The sequence below is a fragment of the Acidovorax sp. Root217 genome, assembly GCF_001428645.1.
GTDB lineage: Bacteria > Pseudomonadota > Gammaproteobacteria > Burkholderiales > Burkholderiaceae_C > Acidovorax.
Genome location: NZ_LMIH01000018.1, coordinates 73277 through 94227 on the forward strand (window position 1 = coordinate 73277; position 20951 = coordinate 94227).

Annotated in this window: 20 protein-coding genes, 1 tRNA gene and 1 pseudogene; 4 read left to right on the forward strand and 18 right to left on the reverse strand. The window is 66.8% G+C overall.

Going from position 1 to position 20951, the window contains the following annotated elements; all coding sequences use genetic code 11:
* Nucleotides 1–62: 62 nt before the first annotated feature.
* Nucleotides 63–1088, forward strand: a complete 1026-nt coding sequence (locus tag ASE31_RS18790) for a methionine synthase (RefSeq protein WP_057203354.1) — start codon at nt 63–65, stop codon at nt 1086–1088.
* A gap of 640 nt (nt 1089–1728) precedes the next feature.
* On the opposite strand, the gene ASE31_RS31120 is transcribed toward ASE31_RS18790, so the two are convergent.
* From ASE31_RS31120 to ASE31_RS18800, 3 genes and pseudogenes are all read right to left on the reverse strand, one after another.
* On the reverse strand, nt 1729–1872 hold the full coding sequence (locus ASE31_RS31120) for a hypothetical protein (RefSeq protein ID WP_369819473.1): 144 nt from the start codon (nt 1870–1872) through the stop codon (nt 1729–1731).
* Between the two features lie 66 nt (nt 1873–1938).
* Nucleotides 1939–2037 (reverse strand): annotated as a pseudogene (locus ASE31_RS33160) (hypothetical protein); the annotation flags it as partial.
* A gap of 1393 nt (nt 2038–3430) precedes the next feature.
* The gene (locus ASE31_RS18800; protein WP_157412557.1) at nt 3431–5074 is read right to left on the reverse strand and encodes an amidase; all 1644 of its coding nucleotides are present in this window, start codon (nt 5072–5074) and stop codon (nt 3431–3433) included.
* Nucleotides 5075–5124: 50 nt separating this feature from the next.
* On the opposite strand from ASE31_RS18800, the gene ASE31_RS18805 reads away from it, so the two are divergent.
* Entirely contained in the window at nt 5125–6069 is a 945-nt protein-coding gene (locus ASE31_RS18805; protein WP_082604252.1) for a LysR family transcriptional regulator, read from the forward strand.
* Nucleotides 6070–6351: 282 nt separating this feature from the next.
* On the opposite strand, the gene ybaL is transcribed toward ASE31_RS18805, so the two are convergent.
* Nucleotides 6352–8091: a YbaL family putative K(+) efflux transporter gene (gene ybaL, locus ASE31_RS18810; RefSeq protein WP_057203358.1), complete on the reverse strand. Its 1740-nt coding sequence runs from the start codon at nt 8089–8091 to the stop codon at nt 6352–6354.
* 156 nt (nt 8092–8247) lie between these two features.
* Here ybaL and ASE31_RS18815 point away from each other — a divergent pair, with 156 nt between their 5' ends.
* A complete protein-coding gene (locus ASE31_RS18815; protein WP_157412558.1) occupies nt 8248–8817 on the forward strand; it encodes a hypothetical protein in 570 nt (189 codons plus the stop codon).
* Nucleotides 8818–8830: 13 nt separating this feature from the next.
* On the opposite strand, the gene ASE31_RS18820 is transcribed toward ASE31_RS18815, so the two are convergent.
* Nucleotides 8831–9295 (reverse strand): hypothetical protein, encoded by a 465-nt coding sequence (locus ASE31_RS18820; protein ID WP_057203360.1) that lies wholly within the window; start codon nt 9293–9295, stop codon nt 8831–8833.
* A 179-nt stretch (nt 9296–9474) separates the two neighbouring features.
* On the opposite strand from ASE31_RS18820, the gene ASE31_RS18825 reads away from it, so the two are divergent.
* A tRNA-Arg gene (locus tag ASE31_RS18825) sits at nt 9475–9551 on the forward strand.
* A gap of 42 nt (nt 9552–9593) precedes the next feature.
* Here ASE31_RS18825 and ASE31_RS18830 read toward each other — a convergent pair.
* The 13 genes from ASE31_RS18830 to ASE31_RS18890 form a co-directional block, all read right to left on the reverse strand.
* Nucleotides 9594–10379 (reverse strand): 4'-phosphopantetheinyl transferase superfamily protein, encoded by a 786-nt coding sequence (locus tag ASE31_RS18830; protein ID WP_057203361.1) that lies wholly within the window; start codon nt 10377–10379, stop codon nt 9594–9596.
* A complete protein-coding gene (locus tag ASE31_RS18835; RefSeq protein ID WP_057203362.1) occupies nt 10376–10843 on the reverse strand; it encodes a hypothetical protein in 468 nt (155 codons plus the stop codon). Before ASE31_RS18835 ends, ASE31_RS18830 begins: the two co-directional genes overlap by 4 nt.
* A gap of 60 nt (nt 10844–10903) precedes the next feature.
* Nucleotides 10904–11332: a hypothetical protein gene (locus ASE31_RS18840; RefSeq protein WP_057203363.1), complete on the reverse strand. Its 429-nt coding sequence runs from the start codon at nt 11330–11332 to the stop codon at nt 10904–10906.
* A gap of 84 nt (nt 11333–11416) precedes the next feature.
* A complete protein-coding gene (locus ASE31_RS18845; protein ID WP_057203364.1) occupies nt 11417–11839 on the reverse strand; it encodes a hypothetical protein in 423 nt (140 codons plus the stop codon).
* A gap of 3 nt (nt 11840–11842) precedes the next feature.
* Complete coding sequence (locus ASE31_RS18850) at nt 11843–13096, reverse strand: beta-ketoacyl-ACP synthase (protein WP_057203365.1); 1254 nt, start codon at nt 13094–13096, stop codon at nt 11843–11845.
* Nucleotides 13093–13863: a 3-oxoacyl-ACP reductase FabG gene (fabG, locus tag ASE31_RS18855; RefSeq protein WP_057203366.1), complete on the reverse strand. Its 771-nt coding sequence runs from the start codon at nt 13861–13863 to the stop codon at nt 13093–13095. Before fabG ends, ASE31_RS18850 begins: the two co-directional genes overlap by 4 nt.
* 62 nt (nt 13864–13925) lie before the next feature.
* A complete protein-coding gene (locus tag ASE31_RS18860) occupies nt 13926–14396 on the reverse strand; it encodes a dehydratase (RefSeq protein ID WP_057203443.1) in 471 nt (156 codons plus the stop codon).
* A 17-nt stretch (nt 14397–14413) separates the two neighbouring features.
* A complete protein-coding gene (locus ASE31_RS18865) occupies nt 14414–15613 on the reverse strand; it encodes a beta-ketoacyl-ACP synthase (protein WP_057203444.1) in 1200 nt (399 codons plus the stop codon).
* Nucleotides 15610–16194, reverse strand: coding sequence for a DUF3261 domain-containing protein (locus ASE31_RS18870; protein ID WP_082604253.1), 585 nt, complete (start codon nt 16192–16194; stop codon nt 15610–15612). Before ASE31_RS18870 ends, ASE31_RS18865 begins: the two co-directional genes overlap by 4 nt.
* Nucleotides 16191–17468, reverse strand: coding sequence for an NAD(P)/FAD-dependent oxidoreductase (locus ASE31_RS18875; RefSeq protein ID WP_057203368.1), 1278 nt, complete (start codon nt 17466–17468; stop codon nt 16191–16193). Before ASE31_RS18875 ends, ASE31_RS18870 begins: the two co-directional genes overlap by 4 nt.
* Nucleotides 17468–19819, reverse strand: a complete 2352-nt coding sequence (locus tag ASE31_RS18880) for an MMPL family transporter (protein ID WP_057203369.1) — start codon at nt 19817–19819, stop codon at nt 17468–17470. The genes ASE31_RS18875 and ASE31_RS18880 overlap by 1 nt, the downstream gene beginning before the upstream one ends.
* Nucleotides 19816–20469 (reverse strand): outer membrane lipoprotein carrier protein LolA, encoded by a 654-nt coding sequence (locus ASE31_RS18885; RefSeq protein ID WP_057203370.1) that lies wholly within the window; start codon nt 20467–20469, stop codon nt 19816–19818. The genes ASE31_RS18880 and ASE31_RS18885 overlap by 4 nt, the downstream gene beginning before the upstream one ends.
* A complete protein-coding gene (locus ASE31_RS18890; RefSeq protein ID WP_057203371.1) occupies nt 20466–20906 on the reverse strand; it encodes a thioesterase family protein in 441 nt (146 codons plus the stop codon). The genes ASE31_RS18885 and ASE31_RS18890 overlap by 4 nt, the downstream gene beginning before the upstream one ends.
* Nucleotides 20907–20951: the final 45 nt, after the last annotated feature.

Sequence of the window (20951 nt, forward strand, 5' to 3'; positions counted from 1 at the left end):
TGCTGAGTTTTGTTATCCGCTCTAAGCTTGCCACCCCATCTTTGCTTTAAAGGAATCCTCAGATGTTTGAAACCTCCATCGCCGGCAGCCTGCCCAAGCCCGCCTGGCTGGCTGAAACCAACAAGCTCTGGCCTCAGTGGATGGCCGAAGGCGATGCGCTTCGCCAAGCCAAGGCCGATGCAACCTTGCTGTGGATCAAGGCCCAGGAAGACGCTGGCCTGGACATCGTGGGCGACGGTGAGCAATCGCGCCAGCATTTCGTGCACGGCTTTCTCGAGCAGGTCGAGGGCATCGACTTCGAGCACAAGGTGAAGATGGGCATCCGCGACAACCGCTATGACGCGATGGTGCCGCAGGTGGTTTCGGCCCTGCGCCTGAAGGGCCGCGTGCATGCGTTCGAGGCACAACTGGCGCGCGCGCACACCAAGAAGAAGCTGAAGTTCACCCTGCCCGGCCCGATGACCATCGTCGACACGGTGGCGGACCGCTTCTACGGCGACAAGGTCAAGATGGCCTTTGCCTTCGCCGAGCTGCTCAACCAGGAGGCCCTGGCGCTGCAGGCCGACGGCCTGGACATCATCCAGTTCGACGAGCCCGCCTTCAATGTCTACATGAAGGACGCCGCCGACTGGGGCGTGCAGGCGCTCGAGCGCGCGGCGCAGGGCCTGACCTGTACCACCGCGGTGCACATCTGCTACGGCTACGGCATCAAGGCCAATACGGACTGGAAGAGCACCCTGGGCGATGAATGGCGCCAGTACGAGGCGGTGTTCCCCGCGCTGGCCAGGAGCAGCATCGACCAGGTGAGCCTGGAATGCATCCACTCGCATGTGCCGCCCGACCTGATGAAGCTGCTGGCCGGCAAGGACGTGATGGTCGGCGTGATCGATGTGGCCAGCGACGTGATCGAGACACCCGAGGAAGTGGCCGACACCATAGGCCGGGCGCTGGAGTTCGTGCCCAAGGAGCGGCTGTTCCCGTGCACCAATTGCGGCCTGGCCCCCATGGCCCGGGACGTGGCCTGGCGCAAGCTGCAAGCGCTGGCCGAAGGCACCAGGCTGGCAAAGGAACGCTTCGCCACGGCGTGACTGACGCCCCCGCACGGCCGTGCGTTGCGCCCCGCGTTTCGGCGACCGCCCTGCGGCATGGCAAGCGGCGCAAGCCGCCGTGCGCCGCCAGGGGCCGGCGCCGGTGTGGGACATCTGCGTGCGCGGCGAACCAAGCCCAGGCCAACCCATTGCGGGGCTGGGCCTGATCGGTTGCGTTCGGCTGTGCTGCTGCGGTGGCGCTCTTGGTACCGCCTGCTTGGGCGGTGCGTTCATGGATTCGATGTGATGAACACTTGCTTCGATGGGAACTGGAGCGCGTGCCATCTGGGCATCTTGGGCGCCCTTGGTTGACATCATCCCGACCAGCGTGGCCAGTTCGGACTGCGCGCAGTCCACTGCTGCGATGACAGGGACCGGCCGAGGCTGTGTGAAAACGCGCGTTGCGCCCTCGGTTTGACGATCCGCTCAGAAATGGACTGCTCGGATCGCCCTACGACGCACGATATCGATACGAGAAAGGGGCGAAGTACCCCTGCAAAAGTCGTCTAACGACGTTTCCCACAGCCACGGGCCGAGGCCCTTCAGCGCACAGCCAACCTCCGGTAAAAGCAGCTCCTGCACCCGGCTCTAAGACCTTCCACTGCTGCATCGGTGCAAGCCAATACCAGGCCGAAGTCCCTTACGCGCGCCGGCTGGCGAACAGGTCGGCTGGCGTTCTACCGGCCACGTTGGTGGCGCCGTCATCAGCGCCGTGCTGGCGCAGCAGGTCGATCACCTTGGGGTTGTCATCCTGCGCAAACCAGAGCGGGCCATCTTCGGACACCCAGGTCTCGCCGCTGCAGTAATGCAGGGCCGTATTGCCGTAGACATCTACAGCGTGTATGTCGGCCTCGGCCTTGAGCAGGTACTGCACAACCGCCAGGTCGTCCGTCAACGCGGCCGCCATCAGGCGGCGTGGCCATGCGGCGCACGCTGCCCAGGCTTTCATGGATGGTGCCGGTCACGGGGTCGTTGACGTTGCAGCCCAGGTCTTCGACCAGGTAGCGCACCATCTCCAGCTTGGTCGGCATGGCGCTGTGGGCCACGCAGGCGTGCACCAGCAAGTCAGGGCCCACCAGGTGGGCATGGCCCTGGGCGAGCTTGCGCACCATGTCCACCGACAGGCTCTGCACCGCGCCCTGCAGCGCACCCGCGTTGACGGTTGCGCCGTGCGCAAGCAGTTGGACCACGAAATCCACGCTGCCCGACTCGGTGGCAAAGCCCAGCGCGTCGGTGCCGTCGCTGGTGCGCGCGGCCATGTCCGGGTTGCGCTGCAGCACGGTCTGCAGGTTGTGCGCATGCACCGCCAGCTCTGCTGCGGCGTCGGCCTTTGCTTCGCGGCCTTCATCGCTGTCGTCTTCCATCTGCGCATCGGCGTGCTGCGAAATGGCCCAGCGGTAGCTTTCGCACGCCGCCAGCAAAGGCGTTTTGCCGTTGTAGTTGTCGCGAAAGTCCACGCTGCCTTCGCGGGCGATGAGAGCGTCGAGTTCAGCCAAGCCAATCATGCGGTGCCTCATCTCGCGGATGAAGTCGTCGGCCTCTTGGCTGACCTCCTGGTGTTCGTCGTCATCCTCCACATCGATGCCCGCTTCGTGAAACGCGACCTTGGTGCCGTGGGCCATGGAGCCCGGAGTCTCTTCGTGCGCCAGATCTTCGATGAAATCCCAGTAGTAGGCCGAGAGGTCCACCGATTCGCCGCCCTCGAAGGGCACGAGCAGCAGGTCGCCACCATCTACATCGCATTGCATGCCCAGCAGCTCGAACGCGCGCGCCAGGTAGCGGGTGCGGGCGAACTCCTCGGGGTTCTTCAGATAGTCTGCAATCACCATGTGTTTTGGACACCCGCGCTGCAGGTTCTGCAAGGCGGCGGCCTGATCGGCCTGGCGGATACGGAAGGTGCCGGGTTGAATGAACGAAGAAGCGTCTTGCATGAAGTCTGTGGGTCTGGCTGTTGTCTTGATGGGTGTGGTGCCCACGGTGCATGGTCGGCCAAGGTGGGATGCCTTCGAGCGGCTAACAAAACTCAGTGAAGCGGTTCTGGCTAGGCGCTGCGTCGCAGGCAGTACGAGCAGTACGACAAGACGCTGCAACGACGCCAGAAGAGTTTTGTTAGCCGCTCTTAGCGCGATGATAGATGGTGCCTCTCGTGCCGCACTGGACGAATTGTCCAGTGGCGCATGCCCATGGGCCCCATGCGGTCTGGGCAGCAGCGCGACCGGAGGCCGTGATGCCCGGGTGCGGCCAGGGCGGTGGCTTTGCACTGGCCCTGAGCCTGATCGTGATGCGCAGCGGCAATGCGCAGGTCACGGCCCAATTGTCGGCCACGGCCAGAGTTCAGCTATTCATTCATTTATCGCCGCGCCGAGTGCGCCAATGCCGTTGGCTCCACGGTTGGGCCGCAATCTTGCCAGCAGTGGCTCCATTGCTTTGGCGACAGACAGCAAATGCCAGTCGTCAAAGCGGCGGCCGACCAACTGAAGGCCGACGGGCAATCCTTGTGCGGTCTGAGATGCGGGTATGGAGACCACGGGGCCCTCTGTGACACTGAACAATGTCGTGTAGGACTGCGTGACGTTGTAGTACGGCACAGCCTTGCCATCCACTGACAGCGGCTCATCGTACACATTGAAAATTCCGAATGTCCGGCTGTGCTTGTGGTGCGCAAAAGCGGGCACCGGCGAGACAGGGACGATCCATGCGTCATAGCCAATGAGGAATCGCTCCATTGCATTGGTTTGCTGCGCCTGCTCTGTCAGCGCTCGCATGTAGCTTTCAACGGAGATCGGGTCGAGGATCCTGCGCTGGTGGGGGATATCTTTTACCGATTTTCCTGCAAACAGGCGCCCGATGCGGCGTGCAAGGTTCGAGCGCTCATAGCCGCCTTGCATCCCTACAAGTGCCCCCCAGGTTTCCCAGGTGCGTTGGTACGAAAAGCCTTGGGGTTCGGCCTTTTCGACAATTGCGCCTGCTGCGCGCAGCGCGTCCACCACCTGTTCAATGGCCTTCTTGACGTCCACACCGACAGGCATTCCCCCCAACTCGACCGCATAGGCAATCTTCAGACCTGTCAACGCTACCGGTTGGGCGGATCGAGGATGCAGCGGAGCGACCGTTGCGTCTTCGGGCGAGGTTCGCGCCAACACCGACAAGGCCAGTTCGAGATCCTCGACACTATTGGCCAAAGGCCCCAACACAGCCATGGTCCTGATGCCGTCCACCTCGTCGGGCTTGGGTGGGATATGGCCAAGCATCGACACAACACCATGGGTTGGCCGCAAGCCCCAGACACCGGTGTAAGCGGCGGGAAGGCGGATCGAGCCCGCCAAGTCGGAGCCGAAGGAAAGAGGCGACATGTGCGAGGCGACCGCGGCAGCGCACCCACCGCTGCTACCGCCTGTGGTCAGTTTCACATTCCAGGGGTTGTTGGTGGTTCCAAACAGGGTGTTGGTCGTCTGCATATCCATCGCCAGCGTTGCGGCATTGGTTTTGGCCAGGACAATGGCCCCCGCCTGGCGCAAAAGAGCCACCGCAACGGCGTCATTTTCGGGAACGTAGTTGGCCAGATCAGATGAGCCGGCAGTCGTGCGCAGCCCGCGTGTTGCATAGGTATCCTTCACCGTCACGGGAACTCCATGCAACGGGCCCCAGATCTCACCGCGCCCCAACGCCTGGTCCGCAGCCTGTGCACGTTCCATTGCGGCGTTCAGATCCAGCACGACGATAGCGTTGAAATCTTCGTTGTAACGCGCGATCTGACTGACAAACGCCCGCACCACCTGAACAGAACTGAGCTCCCGTGCCTGGATCTTGCGTGCCAATTCAGACGCTGTCAGTGTCACGATCTGTGTGTCCTGCTCAGAAACAGGCCAACTGTCGCTGGAGGGTATTGCGCGATGGGGTCCGGGCATTGAATTGCCCGATGCATTGGGTGTCAGTGCTGCTGTCAGGACGGAAGATCCCGGCAAGGTGTGTTTGAGAGTGTTCACGAAGGAGGTTCATCAGTGCTTGATGGCTCAATCATCAAGATCTAGAATCAATGCGTCTATTGCATATTTCAGATGAACCCATTCAGAATATGAAACTGTCAGGACTGGACCTGGATCTGCTGATTGCACTGGATGCGCTTTTGGACACCGGTTCTGTAAGCGCAGCCGCAGGAAGGCTCCATCGGTCCCAACCAGCGGTGAGCAGGATGTTGGGGCGGCTGCGGGAATGCTTTGATGACCCGCTGTTTGTTCCCCATGGGCGAGGACTCGCGCCCACCCCGCGTGCAATCGCGTTGCGTGGGCCGTTGAAATTGAGTTTGAGCGAAGTTCAGCAGTTGTTCAACCCACCGCGTGCGTTCGATCCGTTGCGGGACAAGGCGCATTTCCGCATTGTGAGTTCGGACTACGCAGCGGTCGCGCTGATGGGCTCCATCGTCAGCTGGCTGCACGACCATGCACCCCATGTGCATATTTCTCTGCTCCCTGTTACGGGCAATCCCGAGAACCTGCTTGCCAGTGGCGAGGCCGAAATCATGTTCGGTCCACAAGAGTTCTGTCCTGGGTGGTGTGCGAGTACCCCTTTTATCGAGGACTCCTGGATGTGCGTGCGGCGAAAAGGCGAACCGCTGCCGACCACTTTGAAGGAGTACCTGCAAATGGCACATGTGGCAGTTCACATCGAACGCGCCTTTGGCAATCAGGTGGATGAAGCGTTGCGCAAGCGGGGACGGGCAACGCGCCGGGTACAAGTCACGGTGCCCGATTTTTCGGCAGCTGTTTTTATCACCGCCAACAGCCCACTGCTGGCCACGTTGCCCAGCCCGGTGGCGCGCGCTGCCTCGAACCTGCTGTCAATGGAGCTGGGTGAAGTGCCACTGCGCGTGCGCGGATCGTCCGTGTCCATGATCTGGCCACGCCGTCTGGAACGCGATCCGCCTCATGTATGGCTGCGCCAAGCTGTCCTTGACAGTGCAGGCTTGTCTTTCCGGGGCTGAGCGCGTCGCTGTTGCATTGACCGGGTGACGCAACTTGTCTGGGTCAGGGCCAGCAATGGGTTTCAGCGCTTTCATTCTCGGTGCCAACGGTCACGCTGAAAACACGCGTAAGACGCTCGATGTTCCGACGTGCTCAAAGATCGACGTCTGGCGGCCCACAGCGCATGATCTCGGTGTGGCCGTTGAGGTATCCCCTCAAGAGGGGGTGAACTATCGAACGACAGCTTCTGGCCGAAACCTGCCATCCATCACTGGATCGCGCAACAGCACCAGAACAGCCCCTCACCCCGACCCATGCAAGCGCGCCGGCGTCGTCGCCGTCCCATGCCGCGCCATGTCGTTCGCCCGGTCGATCACATGCCGCACCATGGCCTGGGCCAGGGCCTCTTCGGCGAGGAAGACGGTGCTGCCGTTCTCTTCCTCCAGCAGGCGCGCCTCCTGTTCGCTGTGGCTGCGGATCACGGTTTCGATCATGGGGTTGAGCAGCTTGGCGGTGGCGATCATCTGGCGCACTTTCAAGGTGTCGGGCGTGGCGATGACCAGCATGGCGGCGCGGGCGATGTGGGCCTGGATGAGCACGGCGGGCTCCACCGCGTCGCCGAACACAGCGGCGATGCCCTTGGCGCGCAGGGCTTCGACCAGCTCGCGGTTTTGCTCTGCGACCACGAAGGGCACGTCGTTGGCGGCCAGGGCGGCTGCCAGGCGGCGGCCGACCTTTCCGTAGCCCACCAGCACCACCTGGTGCGCGAGGAATTTGGCGTGCGTGGTCATGGGCAGCTCGGCCAGGGGGTCGTCGCGTTCTTCGAGCCGGCGGGCCAGGGCCGAGCGGGTGCGCAGCCAGCCCTGCAGCGGTGCGATGGCGTGGAACAGCATGGGGTTGAGCGCCATGGAGATCAGCGCGCCGGCCAGCACCAGGCTCGTGCCCTCGGCCGGCAGCAGGCCCAGCGATGCGCCCAGGCCCACCAGGATGAACGAGAACTCCCCTATCTGCGCCAGGCTGGCCGAGACGGTGAGCGCGGTGTTGAGCGGGTAGCGGAACGACAGCACCAGCGCCGCAGCCGCCAGCGTCTTGCCGACCATGATGATGGCCACCACGGCCAGCACCTGCAGGGGGCGGTCCCACAGCACGGCGGGGTTGAAGAGCATGCCCACGGAGACGAAGAACAGCACGGCAAAGGCGTCGCGCAGGGGCAGGGATTCCTGTGCGGCGCGGTGGCTGAACTCCGACTCGCGCATCACCATGCCGGCGAAGAAGGCCCCCAGCGCGAACGACACGCCGAACAGCGCGGCCGAGCCGAAGGCGATGCCCACGGCCGCAGCCACCACGCACAGGGTGAACAGCTCGCGCGAGCCGGTGCGCGCCACCTGCCACAGCACCCAGGGGAACACGCGGCGCCCCACCACCAACATCAGCACCACGAAACCGCCCACCTGCAGCAGGGTGAGCCCCAGGGTCTTGGCCAGGTCCGAGGCATCTGCACTGGCCCCGTTGCCGCCCAGCACGCCGGCCAGCGGCGGCAGCAGCACGAGCACCAGCACCATGACCAGGTCTTCGACCACCAGCCATCCGACCGCGATGCGGCCGGTGTACGTCTCGAGGATGCCCAGGGTTTCGAGCGCGCGCAGCAGCACCACTGTGCTGGCCACCGATAGCGACAGGCCGAACACCAGCGCCCCGCCCAGGCCCCAGCCCCACCAGTAAGCCAGGCCCATGCCCATGAGCGTGGCCACCATGATCTGCACCACGGCCCCCGGCACGGCGATCTTGCGCACCGCCAGCAGGTCACCGAGAGAAAAGTGCAGACCCACGCCGAACATCAGCAGCATCACGCCGATCTCGGCCAGTTGGCTGGCCATGGCCGCATCGGCCACGAAGCCCGGCGTGAACGGCCCGATCACCACCCCGGCCAGCAGGTAGCCCACCAGCGCCGGCAGGCGCAGCCGCGTGGCGACAAACCCCAGCGCCAGCGCCAGCCCGAGCGCGGCTGCGATGGTGTGGATGAGGTTGACGCTGTGGGGCATGGTGGTGAAAGGCGGTGGAAAAAACTGGGCGGGTGCTTGCCTGGAACACGCAGGCAAATAGCGTGCCTTAGTTCACACAAGCGGTCAGCAATCTTATAACCGCAAGCACGCGCGGTGCAAAAATCAAGGGCAATGCTGCGCCCTGAAATTCACCCCATGCTCCCACTCACCACCACCCCCCTGCCCTGCCCCGCCGGGCATGCCGCTGGTCCCCTCTCCCGCCACCCTCATGGATTCCTGGCCATGGCCGGTCTCGCGCTGGCGCTGGTGCTGGCATCGCCCGCACCGTCCTGGGCCCAGCCGGCGGCGGCACCGGCAGCCAAGGCTGCGCCCAAGCTCACCCAGAGCTACCATGATCGCGTGGAGGAACTGCAGGACCAGGTGAACGAGGGCAAGCTCGCCGAAATCCGCGCTCGCATCGTCCCCACCACCGAGCGCAAGGTCTTCGACGTGGACGATGTGAACGACTCACAGACCTGGTGGCAGTACGAGGACGACACCACCTTCGTCCACATCGAGAACGGCACCGGCCGCACGATCACGGGCCTGGTGCTGGACTTCTGGGTCGACAGCTGCTCCCAAAAGGCGAAGCCCCCCAATACCGTGCATGTTCTGCTCAGAAAGCCCCTGCGCAAGAACGCCCAGGCAGTGGTGGTGGTACCGCCGAGCAAGCTGCTGCACACCAAGAACGAGGTGAGCTGCCTGAGTGTGCGGGGCGGATGGTAGCGCGGCGGATCGGTTAGGGCTTGCGCCCCCAACGGGCTTCGTAGTCGCGCTCCATCTTTTCGCAGGCGCCCGCAACGAACCGCGCCGTCAACGCGTCCAGGGATTTGCGGCCCTGCTCGCTCCAACACAGTTTGACGGCGTCTTGTGCCCGCCAGCGCGCATCGCGGTCCGGGTTGTTCGGCATCAGGGCCCCGATCAGCATGAGGCCCCCGATGGCGATCACCGGGGCGAGCAGGACCCAGCCCCACCAGGGCAACAGCCGCTTCTTGCGGGGCTTGGCGGCTGTCGGCTCTTCTGCAGCCGCCGCAGCGGATGGCGGCGTGCTGCCCGCCACTTTGGCCCGCATGTAGGCCGCCTTGGCGCGCTGCTCGTCGCCTTCGCTTTCGGCAAAGCACTTGGCCCACAGCGCCGGATCCCGGTCTGCGGGAGACTCCGCCTCTTTCATGGCCGCAGCCCAGCTGTCTTCCGATCCTTGCATGCACCCTCCTTCAATCAATCATTCAATGTTCTTGCGGATTGGGCAGCGCAGCACGGCCTGCCGTTTGGCCGATCCAGCGTGCCCGAACGGGTATCATTCGGTACCTGCACAGCTTGGATTCGCGGATCGCCCCGCGAACACCATCAAAATAGTAGCGCCAAACGCAAGGTTGGCGCTGTCTGCCCGTAGCTCAACTGGATAGAGCAATAGCCTTCTAAGCTATAGGTCGGGGGTTCGAGTCCCTCCGGGCAGGCCACATTCCTCATACGCCCATACTGGCGCCGCGCGCGCGCAGCCGTCAGCGCGGCAACGCCACCAGACGCCAGTCGCCTTCGCCCTGCCATGCGACGTCCGCATCGACAGCCGGCGAGCACGGCGGCAAGCCCCCGGCCCCCAGCACGCACACCGACAACAGCACTCCATGGCCACCCGCCGTGGCACCGTGCCATGCCCTGGCATGCGCCAGAACCTGGCCCTGGCTGGGCAGGCCCGCAGGCTGGCACTCGATGCGCCGGATCGCCGCGAAATCCACGCCCGTCCCCGTGCATTTGAAATAGGCCTCCTTGAGGCTCCAGATCTGCAGGAAGTGGCGCTGGCGTGCAGTGCCATCGTCCAGGGCCTGCAGCTGCGCCAACTCCCCTGGCGTGCAGGCCATGCCGGCCAGGGCGAGCACATCGCGCCGGCTGGCGTGCAGGTCTTTCACCTCCAGGTCGATGCCCACGGGTTGGTTGTGGTCCATGGCACAGGCCAGGTACGCGCCGCTATGGGACAGGGACAGGTGGGTGGATGCGGCAGCCTGCTCGCCATGGTGCTGCGCATTCAGGTGCGGCGCACGGCCCTCGGGGGCGTCCAGCCGCCAGTGGTCGGCGCTGGTGTTGCTGCCCAGGGCCAGCAGTTGGCGCAGGGCATGGCGGCAGGCCAGGAACTCGGCACGCCGGGCCGGGTGTTGCAGGGTGGCCAGGCGGGCCTGCTCGCCCGCGCTCAGCCAGCCGGGGGACATGTGCTGCGTGCGCGCGGCCAGGGGGGCTTGTGCGGCCAACAGCAGGTGCAGCCGGCCGGGGACGACCGGCCGCTGCGCACTCACGGTGCCGTGCGCACGTAGGTGCCCTTCAGGGTCACGCCGGTCATCATGTTGCCGGTGTAGCACTCGAAGTTGACGGGGTCCTTGAAGGTCTTTTCCTTGAAGAAGCTGTGCAGGTCGACCACGGCATTGGCGCCCCGCGCCTTGGCACTGCCCTGCAGGGCGATCAGGCCGGACAGGGCGGCCCAGTGGCAGGCGAACACGGGCTCCTTGCCGCCGTTGCTGGTGCGGCGGTTGACGTGCTCCTCGCCCAGGGCCGCGCCCTGCCCCGGCGGCGTGGGCGCGCCCGAGAGGTAGAACTTCACGCTGCCGTCGAGCTTGCCTTCCTGGATGCCCAGGCGCACGGCCTCTTCCAGCGGCAACAGCGAGACCTTGTCACGCGCTTGCGCCAGGGGCGTGGCGGCCAAGGCCGCCAGGGCGGCCAGAGCCAGGGTCAATTGCCTGGCGGTGCTTGTCTTCATGGTCATGTGTTTCTTCCCTGTGGGATGTATGGATGCACGCGATGCATGTGCGCATGCGGCATGGCTTCACACCTTGGCGAAGGTACCCTTGAGCGTCACGCCGATCACGACCGCGCCGGCATGGCACTGGTAGGTGACCGGGTCCTTGACGGTGGCGCGCTTGTAGTAGCTGTGCAGGTCGACCACGGCGTTGGCGCCCTTTTGCTTGGCCGATTCCTGGAAAGCGATCAGCGCCGACAGCGCCGCCCACTTGCAGCCATAGGCATCGTCCTTGCCCACGCCGTTGGTCTTCTTGTTGGCGATGTCTTCGCCCAGGCGGGCGCTGACCCGGGGCGTTTTGGCGCCCGAGAGGTAGAACTTGACGCTGCCGTCAAGCTTGCCCTGCTCCACGCCCATGCGCACCACCTCGTCCAGGGGCAGTGTCAGAACGGTATTGCGGGCGTGCACCGCGCCCAAGGCCGACAGCGCGGCCAGTGCCACGATCCATTGTTTCATGCGGATTCTCCTGTGGTGCCTCTCCGCGTGGGAGGGGCGGTTGCGAATGGTTTGTTTGCTTGCGCCGGCGCTGCGCGCCGGGCTTCAGACACCGCCGCTGATGCGCTGCATGAGGTTGCGGATCCAGCGGTTGTAGTTGGGGTGGATGCGGCGGCCCTCACCCGCATCTGCGTAGTTGAGGTTGTAGCTGTTCAGGTAGTCGATCTTGTAGCCTGTGTGGTCGTAGCGCACCACGATGGCTGCCATGTGCTTGCCGTTCTTGTCGTACTGCAGCTCCACCGTGCCCGGGGTTTCGCGGGTCACCGCCCAGCCCAGCGACTGGCCGGCCAGGATGATGCGGTCGCGCACCTGCGCCGGGGTGGGCACGTAGGCGCTGGTGAAGACGACCTGCGGTGCATCGACAAGTGCCTCGGCGCGCGCATGCACACCGCCGCTGTGCAAGGCCAGCGCCAGCACGGCGCCGATGGCCAGGGCGCTGCCCCGGGCGAAGGATTTCTCAGTTCCCATTACTTACTCCCTCCAACGTTTGAAAATCAAGGATGTGTTGATGCCGCCGAATGCGAAATTGTTGCTCATCACCACGTCGGTCTGCCGCTGGCGCGCCTGGCCCATGATGAAGTCCACCGCGCCGCAGCGCGGGTCGGGCTCGGTGAGGTTGGCGTTCTGGGCGAACCAGCCTTCGCGCATCATCTCCAGCGTCATCCAGGCCTCCAGTGCGCCGCAGGCGCCCAGGGTGTGGCCCATGTAGCCCTTGAGGGTGCTTACCGGCACGGTGTTGCCGAACACCGCGTGCGTGGCATTGCTCTCGGCGATGTCGCCCTGGTCGGTGGCCGTGCCGTGGGCATTGATGTAGCCAATGGCCTCGGGCGCCAGGCCGGCATCGGCCAGTGCCATGCGCATGGCCTGGGCCATGGTGACCGGGTTGGGGTGCGTGACGTGGGTGCCGTCGGAGTTGGTGGCAAAGCCGATGATCTCGCCCAGAATCTGCGCGCCGCGCGCCTGGGCGTGCGCAAGCTCTTCGAGCACGAAGGTGCAGGCGCCCTCGCCCAGCACCAGGCCGTCGCGGTGGGCGTCAAACGGCCGGGGCGTGAGCTCGGGCGTGCCGTTCTTGGTGCTGGTGGCGAACAGGGTGTCGAACACTGCAGCCTGGGTGGCGTCGAGCTCTTCGGCACCACCGGCCAGCATGGCCAGTTGCTTGCCGCTCTGGATGGCCTCGTAGGCATAGCCCAGGCCCTGGCTGCCCGAGGTGCAGGCGCTGGACGTGGGGATGACGCGGCCTGTGGCGCCAAAGAACACGCCCATGTTCACCGCGGCCGTGTGCGACATCATCTTGATGTAGGTGTTGGCGTTGATGCCTTCGGTGCTCTTCTCGGCCATCATGCGGCCGAAGTCGCCGATGGCGGCCGGCGTGCCGGCCGACGAGCCATACGAGACGCCCATGTGCCCGCTCTTGACGAAGGGGTCGCCCAGCAGGCCTGCGTTCTCCAGCGCGATCTCGGTGGCGCGGGTGGCCATCAGCGCCACGCGGCCCATGCTGCGCATGGTCTTGCGGTTGTAGTGCGCGGGCAGCTCGAAGGGCGCCACGGTGCAGCCCAACTGGGTGCTCAGGCCCTCGTAGCCTTCCCACTCGTGCATCACGCGGATCACGTTGCGGCCACTGAGCAGTTGGCTGCGCACCGTGGCCCAGTCGTTGCCCAGCGGGCTCAGGGCGCCGATGCCGGTGACGACCACGCGCTTCTTGCCTGTTGTTGTTGAAGTGCTCATCCGACCATCCCCCCATTGACCGAGATCACCTGGCGCGTGATGTACGAGGCCTCGGGGCCCAGCAGGAAGGCGACCACGCCGGCCACCTCGTCCACCGTGCCCATGCGGCGCATGGGAATCATCGCCAGCGCGTGCTCCAGCACCTCTTCGCTGACCATTTCGGTGTCGATCAGGCCCGGGGCCACGCAGTTGACGGTGATGTCGCGCTTGGCCAGCTCGATGGCCAGCGACTTGGTGGCGGCGATCACGCCGGCCTTGGCCGCGCTGTAATTGGCCTGGCCCCGGTTGCCCATGAGCGCCGAGACCGATGCCAGCGTGACGATGCGCCCGGGCTTGCGCCGGCGCACCATGGGCATCACCAGCGGGTGCAGCACGTTGTAGAAGGCGTCGAGGTTGGTGTGCACCACGCGGTCCCACTCCTCGCCGGTCATGGCGGGGAAGGCGTTGTCCATGGCGATGCCGGCATTGCAGACCACGCCATAGTAGGCACCGTGGGCCTCGATGTCGGCCTCCAGCGCGGCGGCGCTGGCGGCGCGGTCGGCCACGTCGAACTGCAGCACGCGCGCACTGCGGCCCAGGGCCTGTATCTCGGCCACGGCGCTCAGCGCCTGGTCCAGGCCGCTCCTGCAGTGCACCACGATGTCATGGCCGTCACGCGCCAGGCGCAGTGCGATGGCCCGGCCTATGCCACGGCTGGAGCCCGTCACCAGCACGGTGGTGGCAGCAGTGGGCGCTGGTGGTGGGGTTGTCTTCGTCAGCTCGTTCATTCTCGGTATCGATGGCCTGTTGTCTGTGTGGAGGTGGACCTGCCTTGGGTATGGCGGCCCGGTCACTGGCCCGTGGCGGGCGATGGGGGAATATAGGCGTTCCCATCCACCGGCTCAAAGACGGAAATGCGCGCGGTTGCCAATTCTTTCGCGCCATCGGCTTCGATCCGGCAGTCGAACATGCTCAGGCCGTTGTCGCCCAGCAGCTCGCAGCGCACGCTGATGGTGAGGCGGGTGCCTGGCGCGAAGAAGGGCTGCGCCGTCTCGTACCGGCGCGAGCCGAGCAGAAAACCGATCTGTACCGCCCTGCCCTTTTGCAGCGCACGACAGCCGGCCCAGGCTGCCACCGTCTGCGCCATGTACTCGATGCCCACCCACGAGGGCATGCCGGCGTCATGCATGAAAAGCCCGTCGCGCGGCACCGTGACCTCGGCGATGGCACTCTCTTCGTCGGCGGCCAGCAGGCGGTCCAGCAGCAGCATGGCGCTGCGGTGGGGCACGTAGTTCTCTATGGGTAGAAGTTCACTGCTCATCGGCTTGTCGTCACTCATCAGGCAGCCTCGAACAGCAAGGTGCTGTTGCTGCCGCCAAAGGCAAAGGAGTTGCTCATCACCACGCGCGCCGCGCGCCCCAGTTGCATGCCGGGCGCCACGGCGGCCAGGGCCGGCATGGCCGGGTCGGCCACGCCATCCCACCAGTGCACAGGCAATACGCCCTGCCGATTGAGCTGCAGCACATGCCAGGCCACGGCGGCCTCCAGCGCGCCGGCGGCGGCCAGGGCATGGCCGGTGAGCGGCTTGGTGGAGCTTACCGCGACATCCAGGCCCAGAACGGCCTGCACCGCCCGGCTCTCCATGGCGTCGTTGTGCGGCGTGGCCGTGCCGTGCAGGTTGACATAGTCCACGGCGGCCGGCTGCATGCCCGCGCGCGCCAGCGCCTGCTGCATGGCCGCCACGGCGCCCTGGCCGGTGGGGTCGGGGGCGGACATGTGGTGCGCGTCCTGCGACTCGCCCCAGCCGGCCAGGCGCACGGGGCCCGCGTCGCGGCTCAGCACGAAGAAGGCCGCCGCCTCGCCCAGGTTGATGCCCCGGCGGTTGGCCGACAGGGGGTTGCAGCGCTCGGCAGACACCGCCTCCAGCGCGCTGAAGCCGCCCACGGTGAAGCGGCCCAGCGCATCGACGGCTCCGGCCACCACCGCATCGGCCATGCCGGACTGCAGCAGCCGCGCGGCCGAGGCCAGGGCCTTGGCGCCCGAGGAGCAGGCGGTGGAGATGGTGTGCGCAGGCCCGCGGATGCCCAGGTGCTGGGCCAGGAATGCGGCCACGTTGCCCATCTCCTGCACGGGGTACTCGAAGCCGGGGGGAAAGCACCCTTCGCGCGCCAGGTGGCGGGCTGCCGCCTCACCCTCTTCGATGCCCGCCGTGCTGGTGCCCACCACCAGGGCCACGCGCGTGGGGCCACAGCGGGCAATGGCCTGCTGCACCGGGCCCTGCAGCGCCTGCAGGGCGCCCCAGGCCAGCGCATTGTTGCGCGAGCGCTGGTGCGGCGGCGCAAAGGCCAGGTCAGGCAGCACCGCGCCCTCGGGCAGGCAACCCAGCGGCAGGGTGCGACCGGGGGAGTAGCGGTCGGTTCGCTGCAGGGTCTGCGGGTCGGTGGCGGACAAGAGGTTGGCGCGCATCGCTTGCGCGCTGAGGCCCAGCGCGCTGTACGCCGACGCGGCGTTCAAATAGACATGCGGGCGGGTGGTCACGAAGGCTCCTGCGCCGGGGCGCACAGTTGGGAGCCCCCGGGCGATTCGACGCGCAAGGTGAAGGGCCCGCCGGGGTAGATGATCTCGACGGCAGAGTTGCCGATGAACTGCACGCGCACCTGCTCGCGGCCGTCGCGCAGCAGGCGGCGCCCAGTGGGGCCTGCTTCCACGCTCCAGGGCGGCTGCACGGCGCGCTGCACGGCGCGTGCGGGCCAGAAGGCGAGCTGCAGGTCGCTGAGCACCTGCTCGGGGGCGAGCTGCGCGGGCCAGTAACGCGAGAGCTGCTTGTCCCACTGCCAGCCGTCCCACACCAGGGTGCCCATGCCCTGCCCCATCACGAAGAAGGCCAGGCGCACGGCCTCGGCATCCACTTCGAGCAGGGCTTCGAGCTGCTGCGCGGGCCGGCCGGGCACCTCCACCGTAAGGCGCTGCTGCACGGCAACCTCGCAGCGCAGGGCTGCGGGTGCCAGGGCCAGCAAGGGGCTGCGCGTGGCATCGGGGGCGCCCAGCGATGCACAGCCTGCGAGCAGCACGGCACACATTGCGGCGGCCAGAGCACCAGGAATTCGCGCGGGGTTCATGCAGGCACTGCCCCCTGGCCTGGCGCCTGCCGCTGCTGCCGGCACACCTCGCCCAGCACCTGCAGGCGGCGCTGCGGCTCGGCGACATAGGGGTTCTTTGCGTCCCAGGCGTAGCCCGCGAGGATGGAGGAAATCATGCGCCGAATCTCGGGGTTGCTGTGCTGCTCGTGGAAGATCACGTCCTGAAAGCCCCCGTCGTACCAGCCCTGCACGAAGGCGCGAAAGGTGTTCACCCCTGCCTGCAGCGGCACGGCATAGTCCTGCTGCCAGTCCACCGCCTCGCCGCGCCAGGCACGCGCGATGCAGCGCGCGGCCAGGCTGGCCGAGGTGACGGCGATGGTCACGCCGCTGGAGAACACCGGGTCCAGAAACTCGCCCGCATTGCCCAAGAGCGCAAAGCCCTTGCCCCACAGCGCGGTGACGTTGGCTGCATAGCCGGTGATGGAGCGGCCCGGCGTGTCCCACACGGCGTTGCGCAGCACGTGGGCCAGGCTCGGCGTCTCGGCAATGATGGCGCGCAGGCGCTCGACCTCGCTGCCCTCATACCGCGCCAGGAACTCGGGTGTGGCCACCACGCCCTGCGAGCAGCGGCCGCCGGCAAAGGGGATGGTCCAGAACCAGACCTCGTGGTGCACCGGGTGCACCGTGATCAAAATCTTGCTGCGGTCCATGTCGCCATGGGCGATGCCGTCTTCGATGTGGGTGAACAGCGCCCCGCGCACGGGGAAGTCCGACGGGCGCTCCAGCTGCAGCAGGCGCGGCAGGATGCGCGCGAAGCCGCTCGCGTCCAGAAGGAATCGCGCCTGCACCGTGTACTCCTCGCCCTCGGGCGAGGTGACCGACACCTCGGGCTGCTCGCCCGACACGTCCACGGCGGTCACCGTGTGGCGGTAGCGCACCTCGGCACCGGCCTTGGCGGCGGCATCGGCCAGCACCTTGTCGAAGTCGCCGCGCTGCACCTGGTAGGTGGTGCCCCAGCCGGGCGAGAACTTGTCGCGAAAATCGAAGTCGGTGCGCAGGTCGCCCTTGGCGAAGGCCGCGCCGTTCTTGTACTGGAAGCCCGCCTCCACCACGTCCTGCAGCATGCCGGCCTCTTCGATATAGGCCATGCTTTGCGGCAGCAGGCTCTCGCCGATGGAAAAGCGCGGAAACGTCTCCTTTTCGAGCACCAGCACCTGGCGGCCCTGCTTGCGCAGCAGGCCGGCAGCCACGGCGCCCGAGGGGCCCGCGCCCACGATCAGCACCTCGGTCTGTTCCAGTCGGCGTTGTTGCATCAATGTTCCTTGTTGTCCGTGGCACTGCGAAACAGCGGTGCCAGCACCAGCACCAGCGGCAGGCCCAGCATGAGGGTGAGGCCAAAGGCCTTGAGTGCCGGCGTGGCCGACAGGCCCAGCAGCCCGAACGACAGCCAGGTGCTGCCCGCGCCGATGACCACCGCCAGCCAAGCATGGGGGTCGTCCTCGTGCTCTTGCAGGAAGATACCGTAGTCGATGCCCACGCCCAGCAGCAGCATCAGCGCCAGCACGTTGAACAGCTGCCAGGGCGCGCCAAAGGCGGTGAGCACGCCCACCACCACCAGGCTGGCCAGCACGGTGGGCATCCAGGCGCGCCAGGCCTTGCGGCCAAAGCGCAGCCACAGGGCGGCCAGCACCAGCACATGGCCCAGCAGCAGCAGCTCGGTCATGGAGATGCGGTAGCGCTGCAGCAGGGCGGATATCTCGGCCGGCTTGTCGACCCAGGCCACGCCTTCCAGGCCCTCGGCAGCCCCGGCCAGCGCGGGCAGCGATGCGAGGTCCCTCACGCCGCGCAGCATCAGCAGGCTGCGGTAGCTGCCGTCGCGCTCGCCCAGCCACAGCGGCCGCGCGGCGGCCGAGATGGGTTGCGCCAGCCAGGCCTGCACGGTGATGGGCGCGGGCGGCGGCATGGCGGGCCGGGCAAAGCTTTCGCCGAGCTCGGCGTTCACGCCCTTGAACACGGCCTCTTGTGCGCGGGCCACCAGCTCTCCATCGCTGTCCTGGCGCCGGGCCGAGGGCACCCAGTCGGACACGCCGCTGTAGCCCACCAGCAGTTGGCGCGCCACCAGCGCGTCGAGCCGGTCCTTGAGTTCTTCTTCGCGCTGCAGCACCTGCTCGGGCGAGTTGCCCTGCACCAGGTAGAACTGCGCGGGGCTGGGCAGGCCCAGGATCTCGCCCACCTGGCGCTGCTGGGCCACGAGCGGGGTGGATGCGTTCTGCAGCTGGCGCACGTCGTCCTGCGCACGCAGGCCGCCCAGCAGCCACAGGAGCAGCGCCATGGCCACGCACACCGCCACCGAGCCGGGCAGCGCATGGCGCCAGCGCGGCCAGGCCATCAGCGTCTGGCCAATGCGCTGGGCCACCGGGCTGTGCGGCATGGTGCCGCGGTCAAGCCAGGGGAACCAGCAGACCACGGTGAGCATGGCCGCCGTGAGCCCCACCACCGAGAACACCGCCATCTGCCGCAGGCCCGGAAAGGCCGCCGCCCCAAGCGCCAGGTAGGCGATGGCGCTGGTGCCCAGGGCCAGCCACAGCGCCGGCATCAGCCCGCGCATCAGCCCATGCGGGCTACGCGCCGGCGCGCCCTGGCGGCTGGCGAAGTAGTGGATGCCATAGTCCTCCGCCACGCCCACCAGACTGGCGCCGAACACCAGAGTCAAGAGGTGCACCTGCCCGAAGAACAGCGCCGTGACCGACAACGCCACCGCGCAGCCCACCAGCAGCGACACGCCCACCAGCGCCACCGGCCGCAGCGAGCGGAACGCCATCCAGGCCAGCAGCAGCACACCGGCCAGCGAGCCCCAGCCGATGGTGTTGATCTCCCAGTTGGCCTGCACTGCGGCGGCCTCGGCGTGCAGGGGCACGCCGGCCGTGACCATGCGGGCGCCGGGCAACTTCGCGCGCACCTGGGCCAGCGCAGTCTGCAAGGCGCCATCGAGCACCGGCTCGCCCGACAGGCGAAAGGCCGAGCCCTCCAGCGTGAACTGCAGCACGGCCCATTGCTGGCCGTCGGCCGCCACCCACAGCTCGCCGTCGCGCGGGCGGGCCTGGCTTTGCGCTCCGCGCGCGGCCCACCACTGCGTCCACAGGCCCAGGGGGTCGCTCACCCAGTCGGACAGGCGGGCCTGCACGGCGGGCTGGTACAGGTCCTGCAGCGCCTTTTGCACCAGCGCGGCATCGGGCGTGCCGGCCAGCATGGCGCGCTGCGCGGGCGTGAGCAAACGCTCGCGCCAGGGTTGGTAGAAGCCGAGCGCAGCCTCCATGGAGGTCTTTTGCGCGATGGGGTCTTCGCGCAGGCGCGCACCGGCCCCGGTGGCCAGCGACTGGCGGAACACCTGCACGGCGGCAAGCGCATCGGCCCACTCGCTGGCGCCCAGCAGCACCACCACCTGGCGCGACATCTGGCCCACCAGTTGCTCAGTGGCCAGGGCCACGTCGGGTGCCTGCTCGTTCACGGGCAGCAAGGCCATCACGTCGGTGTCGATGCCGTCGTGCTTCCAGAACTGCCACTGGTGCACGCCCACGGCGATGACCACCAGCAGCCAGGCCAGCGCGGCCGTGCGCCAGAGCCAGCCGGGGGGTGCGTCTTGCACCGGGGTGTGCGCGGTCATTCGAACTGCGCCGCGTCCTGCGGGCGCAGCGCGTTCTCGGCCACGGGCGTGAGGATGCGGATCAGGCTGCTGTCACCGCGTGCCTCCTGCAGCTTGACCTCCTGCACGAACTGGTTGCCCTGCAGCTCCACCGAGGCCAGCCACTGGGCCAGCGTAGGGTCGCGCGGCACCAGGTGCAGCGACCAGCCCTTGGCGGCCACCTGCCCTGTCACCTCGAAGTGCTGGGCGAGCTCGGCCAGGTTGGCCGACATGACGGCGAACAGCATGGCGTTGACGGTGCGCAGCACGGGCTCGTCCTGCGCGCGCATCTGCGTGGTGAGCTTGCCGTCGCTGCCGCGCGACTGCAGGCTGTCGGGCCGCACCACCAGCGTGGACTCGAAGGGCCGAAGCACATGCCAGACAATGCCCTTGCCACGCGCCACGACGAAGTCGCCACTGGAGCGCAGTGGCTGCTTGAAGCCCTTGACGGTCTTGAGCTGCTCAAAGCCGCCGCGCACCACGGGCGCGTCGTGCACGCGCTGGCGCACCTGGGCCAGCAGGTCCTGCGCAGCAGGCGTTGCTGAGGGAGCAGTCTGAGCCGTAGCCGACAGCGCCAGGGCGCACAGTGCGGCCCCCAACACGGTTCTTTTTGTCCAGGCGATGAGGCTCATGGCGCCACCCCCAGCCGTTGCCACAGCACGGGCGGGCAGACGAAGCACATGACACGGGTCTGCATGTCCACCGCCACCTGGATGGTGTGGGCGCTGTTGACCTTCTGGCCCGTGGCGGCGTCGCTGATCAGGTAGTCGATGCGCAGGCGGTTCTCCCACTCGGTGATGGTGGCGCGCACCTTGAGCACCTGGCCGAAGGTGGCCGGGCGCACGTATTTGAGGCGCATGTCCACCACGGGCCAGCCATAGCCCGATTCGCGCATGCGCGGGTAGTCGTAGTCGAATTTTGCGAGCAGCGCGCTGCGCGCCAGCTCGAGAAAGCGCACGTAGTGGCCGTGGTAGACGATCTCCATCACGTCGATGTCGTAGAACGCGGGGGTGATCTCGATCTCATGGCTGAGCCGCTCGCGTGAGGCCAGCTCTTTCTCAGTGGACATGCGTCAGCCTCCGGGCGGGCGTGGAAAATGGGGTCATGCAGGCAA

Coding starts and splice junctions, on each gene's coding strand:
- ASE31_RS18885 (WP_057203370.1), bottom strand. CDS start 20,469: ATGAGCCTCATCGCCTGGACAAAAAGAACCGTGTTGGGGGCCGCACTG.
- ASE31_RS18815 (WP_157412558.1), top strand. CDS start 8,248: ATGCTCCCACTCACCACCACCCCCCTGCCCTGCCCCGCCGGGCATGCC.
- ASE31_RS18850 (WP_057203365.1), bottom strand. CDS start 13,096: ATGAGCACTTCAACAACAACAGGCAAGAAGCGCGTGGTCGTCACCGGC.
- ASE31_RS18845 (WP_057203364.1), bottom strand. CDS start 11,839: ATGGGAACTGAGAAATCCTTCGCCCGGGGCAGCGCCCTGGCCATCGGC.
- ASE31_RS18835 (WP_057203362.1), bottom strand. CDS start 10,843: ATGACCATGAAGACAAGCACCGCCAGGCAATTGACCCTGGCTCTGGCC.
- ASE31_RS18805 (WP_082604252.1), top strand. CDS start 5,125: ATGCGTCTATTGCATATTTCAGATGAACCCATTCAGAATATGAAACTG.
- fabG (WP_057203366.1), bottom strand. CDS start 13,863: ATGAACGAGCTGACGAAGACAACCCCACCACCAGCGCCCACTGCTGCC.
- ASE31_RS18870 (WP_082604253.1), bottom strand. CDS start 16,194: ATGAACCCCGCGCGAATTCCTGGTGCTCTGGCCGCCGCAATGTGTGCC.
- ASE31_RS18875 (WP_057203368.1), bottom strand. CDS start 17,468: ATGCAACAACGCCGACTGGAACAGACCGAGGTGCTGATCGTGGGCGCG.
- ASE31_RS18790 (WP_057203354.1), top strand. CDS start 63: ATGTTTGAAACCTCCATCGCCGGCAGCCTGCCCAAGCCCGCCTGGCTG.
- ASE31_RS18890 (WP_057203371.1), bottom strand. CDS start 20,906: ATGTCCACTGAGAAAGAGCTGGCCTCACGCGAGCGGCTCAGCCATGAG.
- ASE31_RS18860 (WP_057203443.1), bottom strand. CDS start 14,396: ATGAGCAGTGAACTTCTACCCATAGAGAACTACGTGCCCCACCGCAGC.
- ASE31_RS18820 (WP_057203360.1), bottom strand. CDS start 9,295: ATGCAAGGATCGGAAGACAGCTGGGCTGCGGCCATGAAAGAGGCGGAG.
- ybaL (WP_057203358.1), bottom strand. CDS start 8,091: ATGCCCCACAGCGTCAACCTCATCCACACCATCGCAGCCGCGCTCGGG.
- ASE31_RS18840 (WP_057203363.1), bottom strand. CDS start 11,332: ATGAAACAATGGATCGTGGCACTGGCCGCGCTGTCGGCCTTGGGCGCG.
- ASE31_RS18880 (WP_057203369.1), bottom strand. CDS start 19,819: ATGACCGCGCACACCCCGGTGCAAGACGCACCCCCCGGCTGGCTCTGG.